The following is a 15,416-nucleotide window of genomic DNA, read 5'->3' as shown; positions in this document are numbered from 1 at the left end:
ATTGTCCTGCCTTTTTAAACCTACTATTTTAGCGTTTTAAAATTGTTTTTTTTATCAGTCGATAATGCGTATTTTTGCAAAATGTTTTTTAGAATGAGACAACTTTTTTCTTTCTTGGCCCTAGTTTTATTCTTTGCCTCTTGCGGCGAGTACCAGAAAGTGCTCAAGAACGAGGATGTGAAGAACAAATACGAGTTGGCACAAGAATTATATGAAGAGGAAGATTATAAAAGGGCCAACAGGTTATTTGAACAAATAGCACCAAAATATGTTGGTAAACCGCAAGGCGAACGGGTCATGTTCTTCTTGGCCGACACCTATTTCCAGAGAGAGGATTATAATATGGCGGGATACCAATTTGAGCGTTTTCTTAAATCGTACCCCCAAAGTGAAAAAGACGCAGGAAGCCGCATTTATGGGTGCCGCGAGTTATTACGAACTTTCCCCTGAATATTCCTTAGATCAAACAGATACAGACAAGGCTTTGGCGAAGTTGCAGACTTTTGTCAATACTTATCCTGATTCGGAATATTTTGAAGAAGCCAATCTAATGGCCAAGGAACTCACGACCAAGCAAGAAAAGAAAGCATTTGAAATTGCCCGCCAGTTCAATAAAATTGGTGAGTTCGATTATACGTTTTTGACTCCTGCCGTTTCGGCGTTCGAAAATTTTGTATCTGATTATCCAGGGTCGGTATACAGAGAGGCCGCCCTTTTCTATAAATTCGAGGCGGCTACAAGAATGGCCCTTAATAGTTTACAGCGGTTGAAGCCTCAACGAATAGAGGAGGCCATGGCGGCCTATGCAACATTGAAAAAACAGTTTCCCGAAACGGCATATGCCAAAGAGGCAGAAAAATGGCTTAAAAAAATCGACAAAGAATCACAAAATTTCACCGAATTATCAAAATAATATCCCATCATCTATGAATGATTTAAAAAATTCAAAAGCTCCCGTTTCTACGGTTACCATCAACAAAAATGAGTTCGATGCCAAAACCGATAATATTTATGAAGCGATTTCGATAACGGCCAAAAGAGCGGTTCAAATCAATTCTGAGATTAAAAAGGAACTTTTGGAGAAACTCGAAGAATTTGCGACCTATAGCGACAGCTTGGAAGAGGTTTTTGAGAACAAAGAGCAAATCGAGGTTTCTAAATTCTACGAAAAGCTTCCTAAACCCCACGCCATGGCGGTCGAAGAGTGGTTGAACGACAAGATTTACCATAGGAATACTGAGAAAGACGCATAATTTAGTATTATGTTGAGCGGTAAAAACATCCTTTTAGGCATTACTGGAGGGATAGCTGCTTACAAGACGACCTTTCTCGTTCGTTTATTGATTAAAGCTGGTGCCCATGTCAAAGTGATTTTGACAGAAAGTGCCAGTTCTTTCGTTTCTCCCCTTACCTTGGCAACACTTTCCAAGAATCCCGTATTGACGTCTTTTGTGAAGGAAGAGAACAATACAACGGACTGGAACAACCACGTAGAATTAGGTCTTTGGGCCGATTTGATGCTTATAGCGCCGGCCACGGCGAACACCCTTTCAAAAATGGCCAATGGTGCCTGCGATAATTTATTGCTAGCAACCTATCTTTCCGCAAAATGCAAGGTTTTTTTCGCCCCTGCGATGGATTTGGACATGTACAAACATCCTTCCACCAAGGCATCCTTAGAAAAGTTACAATCCTTTGGGAATAGTATGATTCCAGCAACTTCGGGGGAATTGGCAAGTGGATTGCACGGTGAAGGCAGAATGGCCGAACCAGAAGCTATTTTAAAATTTATAGAAAATTACCTTTCCGAAGGATTGCCCCTAACTGGTAAAAAAGTACTGATTACGGCCGGGCCGACGTACGAACCGATTGACCCGGTTCGTTTCGTGGGAAACCACTCATCGGGTACCATGGGGTATGAGCTGGCCAAAGCTGCTTCCAATCTCGGTGCTGAGGTTGTTTTGGTTTTAGGGCCTTCCCATTTATCCATCGACAATTCAAGTATTGAATTGATTAGGGTTATGTCCGCCGACGAAATGTTTGAATCGACCCATATGTATTACAAGAATTCGGATATTGTTATTTGTGCGGCCGCAGTAGCGGACTATCGTCCCAAAACCGTTGCGGACCAAAAAATAAAAAAGAAGGATAAGGAACTGACTATCGAACTGGTCAAGAACAAAGACATTCTTTTATCTTTAGGCGAGCAAAAAGAAAATCAGTTTTTAGTAGGCTTTGCCCTCGAGACCGAAAATGAAGTTGAAAATGCCAAGGTCAAGCTCAAGAAAAAGAACCTTGACGCCATCGTTTTGAATTCCCTCAATGATTCTGGGGCCGGTTTTGGCGGAACTACGAACAAAATCACTTTTATAGATAAGAATTTTCAGATAAAACCGTTTGATTTAAAGACCAAGGCAGATGTTGCTTCGGACATTTTAAATGAAATCATCGAAAGACTCCATGCGTAACATAGTTTGTACATTCTTGTTTTTTGTTTTTGCTGTGTTTTCACATGCGCAAGAACTGAATTGCGTAGTTACGGTAAACTCCGATCAGGTTTCACAAACCAACCAACAGATATTTAAGACGCTCGAGCGTTCCCTAAATGATTTGGTGAACAAGAATAAATGGACAAATCGTGTCTACAAGGAGAATGAAAGAGTAAACGCTCAAATGTTCATTACGATCACGGAGTATGAGTCAAATAGATTCAAGGGTACATTGCAAGTACAATCATCGCGCCCTGTTTATAATGCCGCGTATGAAACCTCCGTCTTCAATTATAAAGACAACAAGTTAAGTTTCGAGTATATTGAATTTCAACCCTTGATTTTTAATGAGAACGTCTACGAATCGAATTTGGTAAGTGTAATCGCCTACTACGTCTATATAATTCTTGGATTGGATGCTGATACTTTTTCATTGGAAGGTGGATCTGAACATTTTAGAACTGCCCAAAAAATAGTTACCCAGGCTCAGGGAAGTAATTCCTCAGGGTGGAACCATACTACGGATAACGACCGCAGTCGTTTCGATCTTGTCGATAATTTAATGTCGAACACCTATCGTGAATACAGAGTGGCCATGTACAATTACCACAGAAAGGGACTTGATATCTTGGCAGACAACAACAGTACTGGAAAACAGGTAATCGCCGGTACGATGAATCTCTTTCAGACCATGATCAAAAGAAGGCCGAACGCTTTTTTGATTTCCACGTTTTTCGATGCAAAATCGGAAGAAATCCGGAATATCTTTTCCGATGGCCCTAAAGTAGATGTGGTCAAATTAAAGGAAACATTGAATAATATCGCACCGCTCTACTCCAGTACTTGGAACGAAATAAAATATTGATCTTTTAAATTCCATTACTTCATTATCTTTACCGCACTAACTTCTTAAGTTGTGCTTGTACACCTATCCATAAAGAATTATGCGCTTATCGACCATCTTGATGTTCGGTTCAATGCCGGTTTTACGGTTATTACCGGAGAGACGGGAGCTGGTAAATCCATTCTTTTGGGCGGACTTTCATTGGTCTTGGGTAAGCGTGCCGAACTTTCCTCACTACGTGATACCGACCAAAAATGCATTATCGAGGCCGATTTCGAAATCGGAAAATACAGTTTAGCCGATTTTTTTAAGGATAATGATCTTGATTATGAAAGCCGCACTATTCTTAGGCGTGAAATTCTTCCTAGTGGAAAATCAAGGGCTTTTGTGAACGACACTCCCGTGACCCTGGATGTCCTTTCCCGATTGGGAAGTCGTTTGATCGATGTGCATTCGCAGCATCAAACCTTGCAATTGGCGGATAATGATTTTCAGTTCAAGGTTATCGATGCCCTGGCGGAAAATCAAAGTGTACTAACGGAGTACGCCGATATACTCGACAGCTACAACAGGACTTCAAAAGACTTGAACGGACTTATCAAAAGACAGTCCGACGAAATCAAAGAATTGGATTATAACACCTTTCTTTTGGAGGAATTGGAAAAAGCTCCCCTACGGCCAGGTATCCAAGAGGAATTAGAATCGGAACATGAACAGTTGAACAATGTCGAGACCATACTGGAGCAACTCTCAAAAGGGCATCAACTGGTAAACAACGATGAAATAGGTATACTACACTTGTTATCCGAGTTGAAACAAGCATCCTCTAGATTATCTAGTTACGGAAAAAAATACGCGGCACTCAATGAGCGTATACAATCCGTTTTTATTGAAATGGACGATATCACCAGTGAATTGGAATCTCTGGAAGGTGGTATCGAGGCCAATCCTCTTTTATTGGAAGAAATCAATGGTAAACTACAGCTGCTTTACGATTTACAAAAAAAACACGGTGCCGCCGATATTGGGGCACTTTTGGAAATTAAGGAAGCGTTGTCTGAAAAAGTTTCCGAAACGGCCGATCTTGAGTCAAGGATTGAAGCCAAACAGCAAGAACTTGTGAAACTTGAAAAGGAGTTGGAGAATACGGCCGTTCTTTTAAGAAAGGCAAGAAACAAGGTTATACCCGACCTAAAGAAACAACTGGAAAGTAGTTTGGCGTCCTTAGGTATGCCCAATGCGCAGTTCAAAATAGAGATGGAGCCCTCAAAAGAATTCAATAGAAACGGCAAGGACGAACTAGTCTTTTTATTCTCCGCAAACAAGGGAACGGCCTATGGCGAATTGAAAAAGGTAGCTTCCGGGGAGAGCTTTCTCGTATTATGCTCACAATCAAGGCTATTCTGGGTAAATATGAAAGCCTTCCTACGATGATGTTCGATGAAATAGATACCGGGGTATCCGGAGAGATTTCGAATAGAATGGGTGAAATCATGCATCAAATGAGTTCGAGCATGCAAGTGTTCAGTATTACCCATCTTCCGCAGGTAGCATCGAAGGGAGATCATCATTTTAAGGTTTTCAAGGATGAGAACGCAGAGGTTACCAATACCAAAATGAAAAAGCTGAACGATGATGAAAGGGTAGTGGAACTTGCCGAAATGTTGGATGGTAAGAACCTTTCCGATTCTGCGATGGCACATGCAAGACAATTGTTAAATTGAGTTTTCGGCGAACAAGTACCATTGTACAAGCTTTCAAAAAGATAGCATTTCGAATTTCGTACCTCGTACTTCGTACTTTTTAAATATCTTTGAAATCAACAAAACCATTAGAGACCTAGAACATGGCGTACAATTTATTAAAGGGAAAAAGAGGAATTATTTTTGGTGCTTTGGATTCGAATTCCATAGCCTGGAAAACAGCTAAACGGGTACACGAAGAGGGTGGAACTTTCGTTTTGACCAATGCACCGATTGCCATGCGCATGGGCCAAATAAAAGAACTAGCCGAGCAAACCGGATCTGAAATTATTCCTGCCGATGCGACGAGCGAAGAAGACTTGAGCAATTTGGTAGATCAGTCGGTAGAGATTTTGGGTGGAAAACTTGATTTTGTGCTGCATTCTATCGGAATGTCGGTAAACGTGAGAAAAGGAAGGGCCTATACCGATCAGAACTATGATTTTTCGCATAAAGGGTGGGATATTTCCGCACTTTCATTTCATAGGGTGATGCAGACTTTGTTCAAAGCAGATGCCATGGCGGAATGGGGCAGTATCGTGGCCTTGACCTATATGGCGGCACAACGTACCTTCCCAGACTATAATGATATGGCCGATAACAAGGCTTACCTAGAATCGGTAGCCCGAAGTTTTGGATATTTCTTCGGAAAGGAAAAGAAGGTACGGGTGAACACTATTTCACAGTCTCCCACGCCCACTACGGCCGGACAAGGGGTGAAAGGCTTTGACGGATTTATAAGTTATGCCGACAAAATGTCCCCATTGGGCAATGCGACCGCGCTCGAATGTGCAGATTACACGGTTACCTTGTTTTCCGATCTAACCAAGAAGGTGACCATGCAGAACCTTTTCCATGACGGTGGTTTTTCCAATACCGGTGTGAGCAAGGAGGTCATGGATTATTTCTCGAAGTAATTTTGTCATTCCTAGACGGGAGGAATCTCGAACATGCCACGTCGACTTAATCACATTTTTAATGATTTGAGATACAGCAGCGTATCTTCGTGTAAATGAATCTATTCTTTTCTTTTATCATCCCCGTTTATAATCGACCCGAAGAGATTCGCGAGTTGTTGGAGAGTCTAGTCGCGCAAACCTACAGCAAGCCTTTCGAAGTCGTTATCGTTGAAGATGGATCTACGAAAGATTCGAAAGAAGTCATTGAAAAATTTAACGATAAGCTCACTATTTCCTATTATCGGAAGCCGAATTCCGGTCCTGGCGATTCGCGAAATTACGGTATGGAGCGGGCCAAAGGCAACTATTTTGTCATCTTGGATTCGGACTGTATTATGCCCCCGCAATATTTACAGGAAGCGGATGATTCACTTTCGAAAGATTTTGTGCACTGCTATGGAGGTCCTGATGCCGCGCACGAGTCTTTTTCCGCGGTTCAGAAAGCAATAAATTATGCGATGACGTCCCTTTTGACCACGGGTGGTATTCGTGGCAATAAGAAGGCGATCGGTAAGTTTCAGCCAAGAAGTTTCAACATGGGAATTTCAAAAAAGGCATTTGAAGATGTAGGAGGTTATGGCAACATACACCCTGGGGAAGACCCGGACCTTACCATTCGGATTTGGAATAAAGGATATGCGACCAAATTGATTCCCGAAGCCTTTGTATACCACAAACGTCGGATTGATTGGAACAAGTTTTATACCCAGGTCAAAAAGTTTGGTATGGTGCGGCCGATTTTAAATAAATGGCATCCTCGTACCGCTAAGATCACCTATTGGTTTCCCACAATGTTCTGCATAGGATTCATTCTAGCTTTTATACTTTGGTTTTCCGGTATTCGATTGCCCTTGCGCATGTTCGGTGTATACTTCTTTGTGATATTTATCGATTCGTGGTTGAAGACCCGAAGACTTAGAATTGCTGCGCTATCCATAATCGCGGTGATAATTCAGTTCTTTGGTTATGGCTACGGTTTTTTAAAATCAACTATTTGGGTTAATTTTAGTAAAAGAACCCCAGAGGAATTGTTCCCTAAACTGTTTTTTAAAACTCCCAACGCAGTGTGATAGGCAAAATAAGAAACGCATTAAAAAAAAGAAAAGTCAAACTATTTTTGATATTTCTTTTGTGTTCGGCTACGGCATGGTTTATCAGCCAACTTTCAGAAACATATACTGATAATGCGACTTTTGACTTACAATTCACAAATATTCCTGAAAATTATTTATTGGGAAAGGCTTCTCGGGAAGAGGTCAATCTAAGAGTAAGGGCAGGTGGCTTCCAGTTTTTGAGATTTAATCTGTTGAAGAACAAAAAGGTAGTAGTGGATTTAGCCCAAGTTCAAAAAGGAGATACAGGTTTTTTTATTCCTGCAGCAACCTATAGGGCGCAAATTGAAAAACAATTACCGGGCTCAATGGCCCTGCTTGAAATGGATAACGAACCCATCTATTTTGATTTTCTGGAATTGGGTACAAAAGTTATCCCCGTAAGACCAAGAATCCTGCTGAATCTGGCTCAAAACTATCTTCTTGACGGCGAGTTGGTGGTTGAACCCAATATTATAACGATTAAGGGCCCGTTGCGCGAAATTGACACAATAACTGAAGCAAGGACCGAAGAATTGAATTTGACCGACTTGACCTCCGATTTTTCTCGTGGGGCGGACATACAAATTTTCCCTGATTTAAAAAACACCACCTTTTCGACGACCCATGTTATTCTTAAAGGAAGGGTGGCCCGCTTTTCGGAAAAGGTTTTGAAAGTACCGGTAAAAGTGGTCAATTTGCCGAAAGGAACTGAAATTCGGACCTTTCCGAATCAAGTTTCTATCGTAGTGAAGGCCAAAATTGACGTGTTGAAAGATATCACTGATGCCGATTTTCAGGTTATTGCCGATTACAGTTCCATAAAGGATTCCAGTTCGAGTATTCTGCAGTTATCAATCGGTAAACGGCCAAATAATGTGCAACATGTCAGTTTGAACGAAGAACAGGTCGAATATATAATTAGGCGAGAATGATGATAGTTGGGCTGACAGGCGGTATCGGCAGCGGTAAATCCACCGTAGCAAAAATGTTCTCCGATCTCGGAGTGCCGGTTTACGAATCAGATCGTCAAGCAAAACGTTTGATGCAATCTTCCAAAAAATTAAGAAAAGCCATTGTTGACCTTTTAGGGCCAAAGGCCTACATTGAGAAAAAACTAAATCGCCCTTATATTGCCGAAATGGTATTCGATAACCCTGAAAGATTATCAAAATTGAACGCCATTGTTCATCCGGCCGTGCGAAAACACTTTTTGAAATGGGCAAAAAAAGGAATTTCCCTACGTCATCCAAGAAACGGCCATTATGTTCGAAAACGGACTACAAGACTTTTACGATAAGGTCATTTTGATTACCGCTCCAAAGGAGTTGCGGTTACATCGTATATTGAAAAGAGATCAGACTTCAAAAGAGGTCATTTTGACAAGAATGGGAGCTCAATGGGATGATGCGAAAAAAATACCCTTATCCGATTTCGTGATCGAGAACGTCGATTTGGAAAAAACGAAGTCGAAAATCGAATACCTTCACAAGCGCCTGCTTGAATATAGCTGAGTTTCGGCGATTTTAACATTTTTGTTAAGGTTAGGTTAAACGTACAATTTTCTAGATGTTAAATCTTTAATTTTACTTGAAGATGAATAAGAGGTTGTTTGTTCTATTGGTAATCTTGATGAGCCTCTCTCTTATAGGTATCATCTTTGTTCAAGGTTTTTGGATTAAACAGTCCGTTGAGGACAAGGAAGAACAATTCTCAAGAACAATTTCTGAAGTCTTGATTACCGTTACCGAGAAAATCGCCCAAAGGGAGACCAAAGATTATATAGAGCGCTTCATAACGCAGAATGACAGTTTGGGCGATCCGAAATCAGGTTCTTTCGGAAGCTTTATGTACGTTGAGCGGGATCTTAATTCGAACGAGATTGAACTGTATCAACATGGCATTTTAGAAGAGGACTATAATATTGCCTCTACGTTCTTTGATAATAATAGTGGTTTTGATAGTACGACGATCAAGAATTATACCAGTCGACGGAGTAAAGTAATATTAAAGGAAGACTATGGACTTGACGGGCGCTCTTACAAGCTCACGCCCATGGAAAAATTTGAAAAAATTGGTGACTGGTCTGCAATAAAGGAAGCTCAGTTCAAGGATGTCTTCAAAGAACATGCAAAAAAGGTTCCGATCCATAAAAGGGTGTCCAAGCAAGAAATCGAGTTATTGTTAGGACGTGAATTGGAAAATAGAGGACTGAAAATAGATTATGAATACGGCGTATACAGTAACGGATTGCCTACAAAGGTAAAATCAAAAAAGTTCAAGCCTACGCTTTCGACTGTATTCAAAGCACCGATTTTCAGGGATAGTGATGGGGATTCTGATTTTTCACTTCTCATCTCTTTTCCGAAAAAGAAGAAATTCTTGTTGGAATCGATTTTGAAAATGGCCCTTTTGTCCCTGTTGTTCACTCTGGTTATTGTTATAGCGTATTCTGGGGCAATTTATCAGTTGATTCGGCAGAAACAGATTTCCGAAATAAAATCGGATTTCATCAATAACATGACGCACGAGTTCAAAACACCGATAGCGACGATAAACTTGGCCGTAGAAGCGATTAGAAATCCTAAGATTATCGATGATAAGGAGAAAGTGATGCGTTATTTGGGAATGATACGTGACGAGAACAAACGCATGCATGCCCAAGTCGAAAACGTGCTCCGAATATCGAAACTGGAAAAGAACCAGTTGGATATTAGTAAGGATAGGGTTGATGTTCACGACATAATACAAGATGCTATTGCCCACGTTGAACTTATTGTGGCCGATCGAGGAGGATACATTGAAACGCATTTAGACGCTGAGAGACGCGAAGTTTTGGCCAATGAAATGCATTTTACCAACGTTGTGGTAAACATACTTGATAATGCGGTAAAGTATTCTGAGGAGGCACCAAAAATCGATGTTTTCACAGAAGTGGTCAAAAACAACATTATTATTAGAGTAAAGGATCAAGGTTCGGGGATGAGCAAGGCGGTACTAAAAAAGGTTTTTGAAAAATTCTATAGAGAACATACAGGAGATATACATAATGTTAAAGGGCACGGCCTCGGGCTTGCCTACGTAAAGAAAATAGTTGACGATCATCAAGGGGAAGTTTATGCCGAAAGTGAAAAAGATAAAGGAAGCACATTCTTCATAAAATTACCCTTAATATAAAAAATTATGGAAACAATAAACAAGAAGATTCTTTTGGTAGAGGACGACCCCAATTTCGGTATTGTCTTAAAAGACTATTTGTCAATGAATGATTTTGACGTCACCTTGGCCAAAAATGGGATGGAAGGATTTGAGAAGTTCAAAAAGGATAATTACGATATCTGTATTTTGGATGTTATGATGCCCTACAAAGATGGTTTTACGTTGGCCAAAGAAATTCGTGAGAAAAACGAAAATGTACCGATTGTCTTTCTCACCGCGAAAACGATGAAAGAAGATGTGCTAAAGGGGTATAAGGCCGGTGCAGATGATTATTTGAACAAACCTTTTGATTCGGAAGTACTTTTAATGAAACTTAAAGCGATACTTCAACGTAAAGCTTCTAACACACTTGCCGATAGCAAGAAATTCGAATTCAAAATAGGTAATTTTCATTTGAATTCTAAGCTAAGATTTTTAAAATATAAAGATACTGAGGCGATAAAGCTTTCGCCGAAAGAGAATGAATTGTTGCGTTTGTTGGCGCTTCACGAAAATGATTTGATGCCGCGTGAGCTGGCCTTGACAAAAATCTGGAGAGACGATAATTATTTCACTTCCAGAAGTATGGACGTATATATTGCCAAACTGCGAAAATATCTAAAAGTTGACGACAGTGTGGAAATATTGAACATTCACGGAGAAGGCTTCCGACTTGTCGTGAAGAACGAGGAATAATAACTATTACAATATTTATATTAAGGCATTCGTAAAATATACGGATGCCTTTATTTTTTGTTCAAAATTGACAAAATTTCCGAGGTGATCTCTTTCGGTTGTTTAGCTATGGAAACACGAATCGCATCGATTGGAGGTTCTAAGGTATCGAATTGTGATTTTAGTAAACCTGGCGGCATAAAATGGTCTTTCCTCTTTTGCATCCTTTCGAAAATCTCTTCATATGTACCATCCAAATAAACAAAGATCATTTGTTGTTCAATCGAATGATTGAGCAAAGCCCTGTACCTTTCTTTTAGTGCCGAGCAGCAGATAACGGTACCTTCGTTAAGGTTATCTTTTGCCAATCGATTAAGGGTTTGTAGCCAACTCTTACGGTCGTCATCGTTCAGCGGATGGCCTTGAGACATTTTCTCGACATTTTTCTCGGAGTGGTAATCATCGCCATCGTAAAAAGGCACGCCCAAAGTATGTGCGAGCATCTTTCCGATGGTGCTTTTTCCACATCCGGACACCCCCATGACAATCAATATCTGATTTTTAATCATTTTTACACTTTTGTATTCTTTTTTGGGTCTCGGTTATGACTTGTAAAATATTATCGTTTAGATCCACTTTAAGCGCGTTGTCATTCTTTTTGAACCAAGTCAGTTGCCGTTTGGCGAACCTTCGGGTATTTTTCTTTATTTCGGAAATGGCAAATTCTAAATCGCATGATCCATCAAAATAATGAAAGAGCTCTGTATAACCTACAGTTTGTAGGGCATTGAGGCTTCGATGTGCATATAGCTCTCTTGCCTCTTCTAGAAGTCCGTCGCGGATCATACCATCAACACGGTTATTGATACGTTCGTAAATTAGAGGTCTATCGGCAGTCATTTGTACGGTAATCGTTTTAAAGGGGCGTTCTTGCTTTGGTCGGTTCAAAAATGACGAATAGGGTTTACCCGTTGCCAAACAGATTTCCAAGGCCCGAATAAGCCGATGTGGATTCATATGGTCCACTTTTATATAATATTCCGGGTCCAGAGCTTCTAATTGTTTTTGAAGCGAGGTTATGCCGCTTTCGGCCAGTTGTAGATTGAGTTCTTTTCTAAATTTTGGGTCCACTTCAGGAAAATCGTCCAAGCCAAGAGTTACTGCATCGATATAAAGACCGCTACCGCCTACCATGACCACGATGTCGTGATTCTCAAAAAGCGCTTCCAGCTTTACGAGCGCGTCCCTTTCAAAATCTCCAACGGAATATTTATCAAAGATGCTTTTGTGTTGGATAAAATGGTGCGGTACGATGGATAACTCTTCTTCCGAAGGAACCGCCGTGCCAATTTTCATTTCCTTATAGAACTGACGCGAATCTGAGGAAATAATGTCAGTTTTAAAATGTTTTGCAATGGCAATGGCCAATTTTGTTTTTCCGATGGCCGTCGGGCCTACAATGGAAATAAGGGTTTTTAACATTACAACTGACTTCCGCATTTATAGCAATGAGATGCGTCATCACGGTGCCCCTCGGCAGAACAATCGGGGCATGCCTGGGTATTGACATGAACAAAATGTTCTTTGCCATCGCTCAGATTCTCTTTGCCCTTGCCTTGTTTGCCGAACTCCACGGTAACGATTCCCGTCGGTACGGCGATGACCCCGTAGCCCACTAACATGATCATCGTTGCAATCAGTTGGCCCTGTGGCGTAATCGGCGCAATATCGCCGTAGCCTACCGTTGTAAGGGTAACAATAGTCCAGTAGATACTAGTGGGTATGCTTGTGAAGCCGGCCTCATCCCCTTCGATATAATACATAAGTGTGCCTAGCATGACAGAAAGAATAACGACAGCAAAAAGAAAGACCGTTATTTTTGCCCTGCTCGCCTTCAATGCTCTTTTGAGTTGCGAGGCCTCTCCTAAAAATTGCACCAATTTCAAGATTCTAAATACTCGTAACAATCGGAATGCCCTGACAGCTAAAAACACTTGCGAACCCGCCAAAATATAAGATAGGTACAACGGAATCGTGGAAAGGAAGTCAATAATGCCATAAAAACTAAAAATATATTTTGAGGGCCTTCTTATGCTAATAATACGAGCAATATATTCTATAGTAAAAAAAATGGTCACGACCCATTCCAAAGTCAGAAGCGTACCATGATAGTTAGCATCAATTTCCTTGACGCTTTCTAGCATGATGAGAATCACACTAAAAATAATGACAATAAAAAGTAGGATATCGAACCATTTGCCCATTGGGGTATCGGCCTCATAAATGATTTCATGAAGCTTTTGTTTCCATCCGGCAAGTGGTTTTTCGTCTTTCAATTTTCCGCGGTTAGGGGAATTATTTTTTTGACCCTGCGTTTTCTAAGATAGGTTTCTATAAGATGTTTGGTGTTTTCGCCCCCGTTCATTGGGGTAATTATCGATTCTAAGATATGAATATTATTGATTTGATGGTTCAGGTCGTAAAAACCATAACCTTTGAACACTCCGTTTCGTATGAGAAGGGCACTATATTCACCTATTTCTCGTCCGCTGTCGACGATGATACATTCTTTGTCGCTCAAGCAATATTTATTCAAGGCCGATTTGACGCGGTCATTATAGCTCACAGTATTCTCTTTATTGATACATGCGCCGTTGCAATCTCCTTCGGTGTAGTTGGAACAATTCGATTTTGCTTCAGAAAGTCCGTTCAGTTTAAGACAGAGGGAAAATTCTTCCGTGATTTTATGAAGAAAGTTTTTGGCGCTATGAATGCCATTAAAAGTTGTGAGGTATTTTTTTGGGATCGACATTCTCCACGTTTAGGAGAATATAGCCTTGGGAATCTTCCGAAGTGAAAAGTCCATGACTGAAAAGCCTTCTTTTGGGGCGTGCGTTGAACTTAGGCCGATTCCGTCTTAGTTCTTCTTGCTCCTTGAGAATGGCCACCAATTCGCTTCCCGTTTTTTCAAAGGTTATTTTTTTGATCTCTTTTTGGAGTCTTCTCGCCTGGTTTCCACTTTTGGTGAAGTGCTGATTTACCCTTTTTTTAATATTGCTGCTCTTTGCCAGATAAATGATATCGCCATCCTTATTGTGCATATAATACACCCCGACTTCCGAAGGCATTTGTTCAACAATATCGAGTTGTCTTTCTGAAAGTTCACCTTGATTCTCTTTTCGTACTACATTTTTAATGATTGACTTATCACTATCTTTTGAAAGTAAAAGTTTGAATAACTTTAAGGTAGCGAGTGCATCGCCATTTGCCCTGTGCCTATCGCTTACCGCTATACCAAGTGAACGCACCAGTTTACCCAAACTATACGATTCGGCATCTGGGAGCAATGTCTTGGATAAATCTACGGTACAGAGTGTCTTGCGTTCGAAATTGTAACCCAACCTACGGAATTCGGTACGTAGAATACGATAATCGAACTGCGCGTTGTGAGCGACCAGAACGGAATCTTCGGTAATCTCTACGATACGTTTTGCAACCTCGTGAAATTTGGGTGCCGTTCGTAGCATTTTATTGTTAATGCCCGTCAGGTTTACCACGAAAGGTTGAATTTCCTTTTCAGGATTGACCAAACTTATGAACTTGTCGACTACTTTATGGCCATCGAATTTATGGATCGCGATTTCGGTAATGCCCTCTTCGTTATATTTTCCGCCGGTGGTCTCTATGTCCAATATGGTGTACATCAAATTTTTTCCTTCAAAAGTGTCGAGATTATTCTTTTCAATGCTGGTTTCTTGCTCCAAAGATACTGCTTCCGATCCGCACCATAGTACTGCCTTCTTCGATGGCGATTCGATAATCGCCGCTCATGCCCATCGAAAGTATCGATAATTCCGACATACTCTTTTTTAGCGTATCGTAGAGAGATTTGAGTTGTTTGAATTCCCTACGTATCTGTGCCTCGTTTTCGGTAAACGTTGCCATGCCCATCAGGCCTATAATGTTGATGTTTTCCAGGCCCTTGAATTCATTCGAATGGAGCATTTCATTCACTTCGTTGACATCAAAACCGAATTTGGTATCTTCTTCGGCAATATGGATTTGTAAAAGACAATCTATAATTCGTTGGTATTTTTTGGCCTGCTTATCAATTTCTTTGAGCAGTTTCAGACTATCGACCCCATGAATCAAGCCCACAAATTCGGCCATATACTTGACCTTATTGCGTTGTACATGTCCGATCATGTGCCATTCAATATCCTTAGGAAGTTTCTCCCATTTCTCGACCATCTCTTGAACCTTGTTTTCCCCAAAAATTCGATGCCCAGTCTCATAGGCGGCCATGATGTCTTCCAATGGCTTGGTTTTGGAAACGGCCACAAGGGAAATCTCGTCGGGAATATCGGCCTTTATACTTTTCAGGTTTGCTTCAATAGACATTTCAGTTTTTTTAAATT

18 protein-coding genes and 1 pseudogene are annotated in these 15,416 nt (G+C 40.7%); 14 read left to right on the top strand and 5 right to left on the bottom strand.

Annotated features, from left to right (window positions below):
* The first annotated feature begins 93 nt into the window (after positions 1–93).
* The 14 genes from N8A86_RS21895 (at position 94) to N8A86_RS21105 (ending at position 11,019) form a co-directional block, all read left to right on the top strand.
* Complete coding sequence (locus N8A86_RS21895; RefSeq protein WP_337251700.1) at positions 94–450, top strand: outer membrane protein assembly factor BamD; 357 nt, start codon at positions 94–96, stop codon at positions 448–450.
* Positions 389–913, top strand: a complete 525-nt coding sequence (locus N8A86_RS21890) for an outer membrane protein assembly factor BamD (protein ID WP_337251699.1) — start codon at positions 389–391, stop codon at positions 911–913. The genes N8A86_RS21895 and N8A86_RS21890 overlap by 62 nt, the downstream gene beginning before the upstream one ends.
* A 13-nt stretch (positions 914–926) precedes the next feature.
* Entirely contained in the window at positions 927–1,253 is a 327-nt protein-coding gene (locus N8A86_RS21150; RefSeq protein WP_273567176.1) for a DNA-directed RNA polymerase subunit omega, read from the top strand.
* A 9-nt stretch (positions 1,254–1,262) separates the two neighbouring features.
* Complete coding sequence (gene coaBC / locus N8A86_RS21145) at positions 1,263–2,468, top strand: bifunctional phosphopantothenoylcysteine decarboxylase/phosphopantothenate--cysteine ligase CoaBC (RefSeq protein ID WP_273567175.1); 1,206 nt, start codon at positions 1,263–1,265, stop codon at positions 2,466–2,468.
* On the top strand, positions 2,461–3,354 hold the full coding sequence (gene porD / locus N8A86_RS21140) for a type IX secretion system protein PorD (protein ID WP_273567174.1): 894 nt from the start codon (positions 2,461–2,463) through the stop codon (positions 3,352–3,354). The genes coaBC and porD overlap by 8 nt, the downstream gene beginning before the upstream one ends.
* A 51-nt stretch (positions 3,355–3,405) precedes the next feature.
* Positions 3,406–4,767, top strand: coding sequence for a DNA repair protein RecN (locus N8A86_RS21135; protein WP_337251698.1), 1,362 nt, complete (start codon positions 3,406–3,408; stop codon positions 4,765–4,767).
* Positions 4,716–5,057 carry a DNA repair protein RecN gene (locus N8A86_RS21885; RefSeq protein WP_337251697.1) on the top strand — a complete coding sequence of 114 codons (342 nt, stop codon included), beginning with the start codon at positions 4,716–4,718 and terminating at the stop codon, positions 5,055–5,057. Before N8A86_RS21135 ends, N8A86_RS21885 begins: the two co-directional genes overlap by 52 nt.
* A gap of 122 nt (positions 5,058–5,179) precedes the next feature.
* Positions 5,180–5,992 carry an enoyl-ACP reductase FabI gene (locus N8A86_RS21130; protein WP_273567173.1) on the top strand — a complete coding sequence of 271 codons (813 nt, stop codon included), beginning with the start codon at positions 5,180–5,182 and terminating at the stop codon, positions 5,990–5,992.
* A gap of 95 nt (positions 5,993–6,087) precedes the next feature.
* Positions 6,088–7,104 (top strand): glycosyltransferase family 2 protein, encoded by a 1,017-nt coding sequence (locus N8A86_RS21125; protein WP_273567172.1) that lies wholly within the window; start codon positions 6,088–6,090, stop codon positions 7,102–7,104.
* 47 nt (positions 7,105–7,151) lie between these two features.
* A complete protein-coding gene (locus tag N8A86_RS21120; RefSeq protein ID WP_273567171.1) occupies positions 7,152–8,060 on the top strand; it encodes a YbbR-like domain-containing protein in 909 nt (302 codons plus the stop codon).
* Complete coding sequence (coaE, locus tag N8A86_RS21880; protein WP_337251696.1) at positions 8,057–8,425, top strand: dephospho-CoA kinase; 369 nt, start codon at positions 8,057–8,059, stop codon at positions 8,423–8,425. The genes N8A86_RS21120 and coaE overlap by 4 nt, the downstream gene beginning before the upstream one ends.
* Positions 8,391–8,639, top strand: a complete 249-nt coding sequence (locus tag N8A86_RS21875) for a dephospho-CoA kinase (protein WP_337251695.1) — start codon at positions 8,391–8,393, stop codon at positions 8,637–8,639. Before coaE ends, N8A86_RS21875 begins: the two co-directional genes overlap by 35 nt.
* Positions 8,640–8,721: 82 nt before the next feature.
* Positions 8,722–10,302, top strand: coding sequence for a sensor histidine kinase (locus N8A86_RS21110; RefSeq protein WP_273567170.1), 1,581 nt, complete (start codon positions 8,722–8,724; stop codon positions 10,300–10,302).
* A gap of 6 nt (positions 10,303–10,308) precedes the next feature.
* On the top strand, positions 10,309–11,019 hold the full coding sequence (locus tag N8A86_RS21105; protein WP_273567169.1) for a response regulator transcription factor: 711 nt from the start codon (positions 10,309–10,311) through the stop codon (positions 11,017–11,019).
* A 50-nt stretch (positions 11,020–11,069) separates the two neighbouring features.
* Here N8A86_RS21105 and N8A86_RS21100 read toward each other — a convergent pair whose 3' ends face one another.
* The 5 genes and pseudogenes from N8A86_RS21100 to N8A86_RS21080 all read right to left on the bottom strand — a co-directional run bounded on the left by N8A86_RS21100 (position 11,070) and on the right by N8A86_RS21080 (position 15,399).
* The gene (locus tag N8A86_RS21100) at positions 11,070–11,567 is read right to left on the bottom strand and encodes a gluconokinase (RefSeq protein WP_273567168.1); all 498 of its coding nucleotides are present in this window, start codon (positions 11,565–11,567) and stop codon (positions 11,070–11,072) included.
* Positions 11,560–12,480, bottom strand: a complete 921-nt coding sequence (miaA, locus tag N8A86_RS21095; protein ID WP_273567167.1) for a tRNA (adenosine(37)-N6)-dimethylallyltransferase MiaA — start codon at positions 12,478–12,480, stop codon at positions 11,560–11,562. The genes N8A86_RS21100 and miaA overlap by 8 nt, the downstream gene beginning before the upstream one ends.
* Positions 12,480–13,334, bottom strand: coding sequence for an ion transporter (locus N8A86_RS21090; RefSeq protein WP_273567166.1), 855 nt, complete (start codon positions 13,332–13,334; stop codon positions 12,480–12,482). Before N8A86_RS21090 ends, miaA begins: the two co-directional genes overlap by 1 nt.
* A pseudogene (locus N8A86_RS22105) lies at positions 13,331–14,702 on the bottom strand (exonuclease domain-containing protein). Before N8A86_RS22105 ends, N8A86_RS21090 begins: the two are co-directional and overlap by 4 nt.
* 37 nt (positions 14,703–14,739) lie before the next feature.
* The gene (locus N8A86_RS21080; protein WP_273567165.1) at positions 14,740–15,399 is read right to left on the bottom strand and encodes a YggS family pyridoxal phosphate-dependent enzyme; all 660 of its coding nucleotides are present in this window, start codon (positions 15,397–15,399) and stop codon (positions 14,740–14,742) included.
* Between the last annotated feature and the right edge of the window lie 17 nt (positions 15,400–15,416).

It is taken from the genome of Maribacter halichondriae (assembly GCF_027474825.1).
In the GTDB taxonomy this organism is placed as follows: domain Bacteria; phylum Bacteroidota; class Bacteroidia; order Flavobacteriales; family Flavobacteriaceae; genus Meishania; species Meishania halichondriae.
This window is presented reverse-complemented; position numbering and strand designations above follow the sequence as displayed.

Coding starts and splice junctions, on each gene's coding strand:
- N8A86_RS21130 (WP_273567173.1), top strand. CDS start 5,180: ATGGCGTACAATTTATTAAAGGGAAAAAGAGGAATTATTTTTGGTGCT.
- coaBC (WP_273567175.1), top strand. CDS start 1,263: ATGTTGAGCGGTAAAAACATCCTTTTAGGCATTACTGGAGGGATAGCT.
- N8A86_RS21110 (WP_273567170.1), top strand. CDS start 8,722: ATGAATAAGAGGTTGTTTGTTCTATTGGTAATCTTGATGAGCCTCTCT.
- coaE (WP_337251696.1), top strand. CDS start 8,057: ATGATGATAGTTGGGCTGACAGGCGGTATCGGCAGCGGTAAATCCACC.
- N8A86_RS21885 (WP_337251697.1), top strand. CDS start 4,716: ATGCTCACAATCAAGGCTATTCTGGGTAAATATGAAAGCCTTCCTACG.
- N8A86_RS21150 (WP_273567176.1), top strand. CDS start 927: ATGAATGATTTAAAAAATTCAAAAGCTCCCGTTTCTACGGTTACCATC.
- N8A86_RS21080 (WP_273567165.1), bottom strand. CDS start 15,399: ATGTCTATTGAAGCAAACCTGAAAAGTATAAAGGCCGATATTCCCGAC.
- N8A86_RS21105 (WP_273567169.1), top strand. CDS start 10,309: ATGGAAACAATAAACAAGAAGATTCTTTTGGTAGAGGACGACCCCAAT.
- N8A86_RS21875 (WP_337251695.1), top strand. CDS start 8,391: ATGTTCGAAAACGGACTACAAGACTTTTACGATAAGGTCATTTTGATT.
- miaA (WP_273567167.1), bottom strand. CDS start 12,480: ATGTTAAAAACCCTTATTTCCATTGTAGGCCCGACGGCCATCGGAAAA.
- N8A86_RS21125 (WP_273567172.1), top strand. CDS start 6,088: ATGAATCTATTCTTTTCTTTTATCATCCCCGTTTATAATCGACCCGAA.
- N8A86_RS21100 (WP_273567168.1), bottom strand. CDS start 11,567: ATGATTAAAAATCAGATATTGATTGTCATGGGGGTGTCCGGATGTGGA.
- porD (WP_273567174.1), top strand. CDS start 2,461: ATGCGTAACATAGTTTGTACATTCTTGTTTTTTGTTTTTGCTGTGTTT.
- N8A86_RS21895 (WP_337251700.1), top strand. CDS start 94: ATGAGACAACTTTTTTCTTTCTTGGCCCTAGTTTTATTCTTTGCCTCT.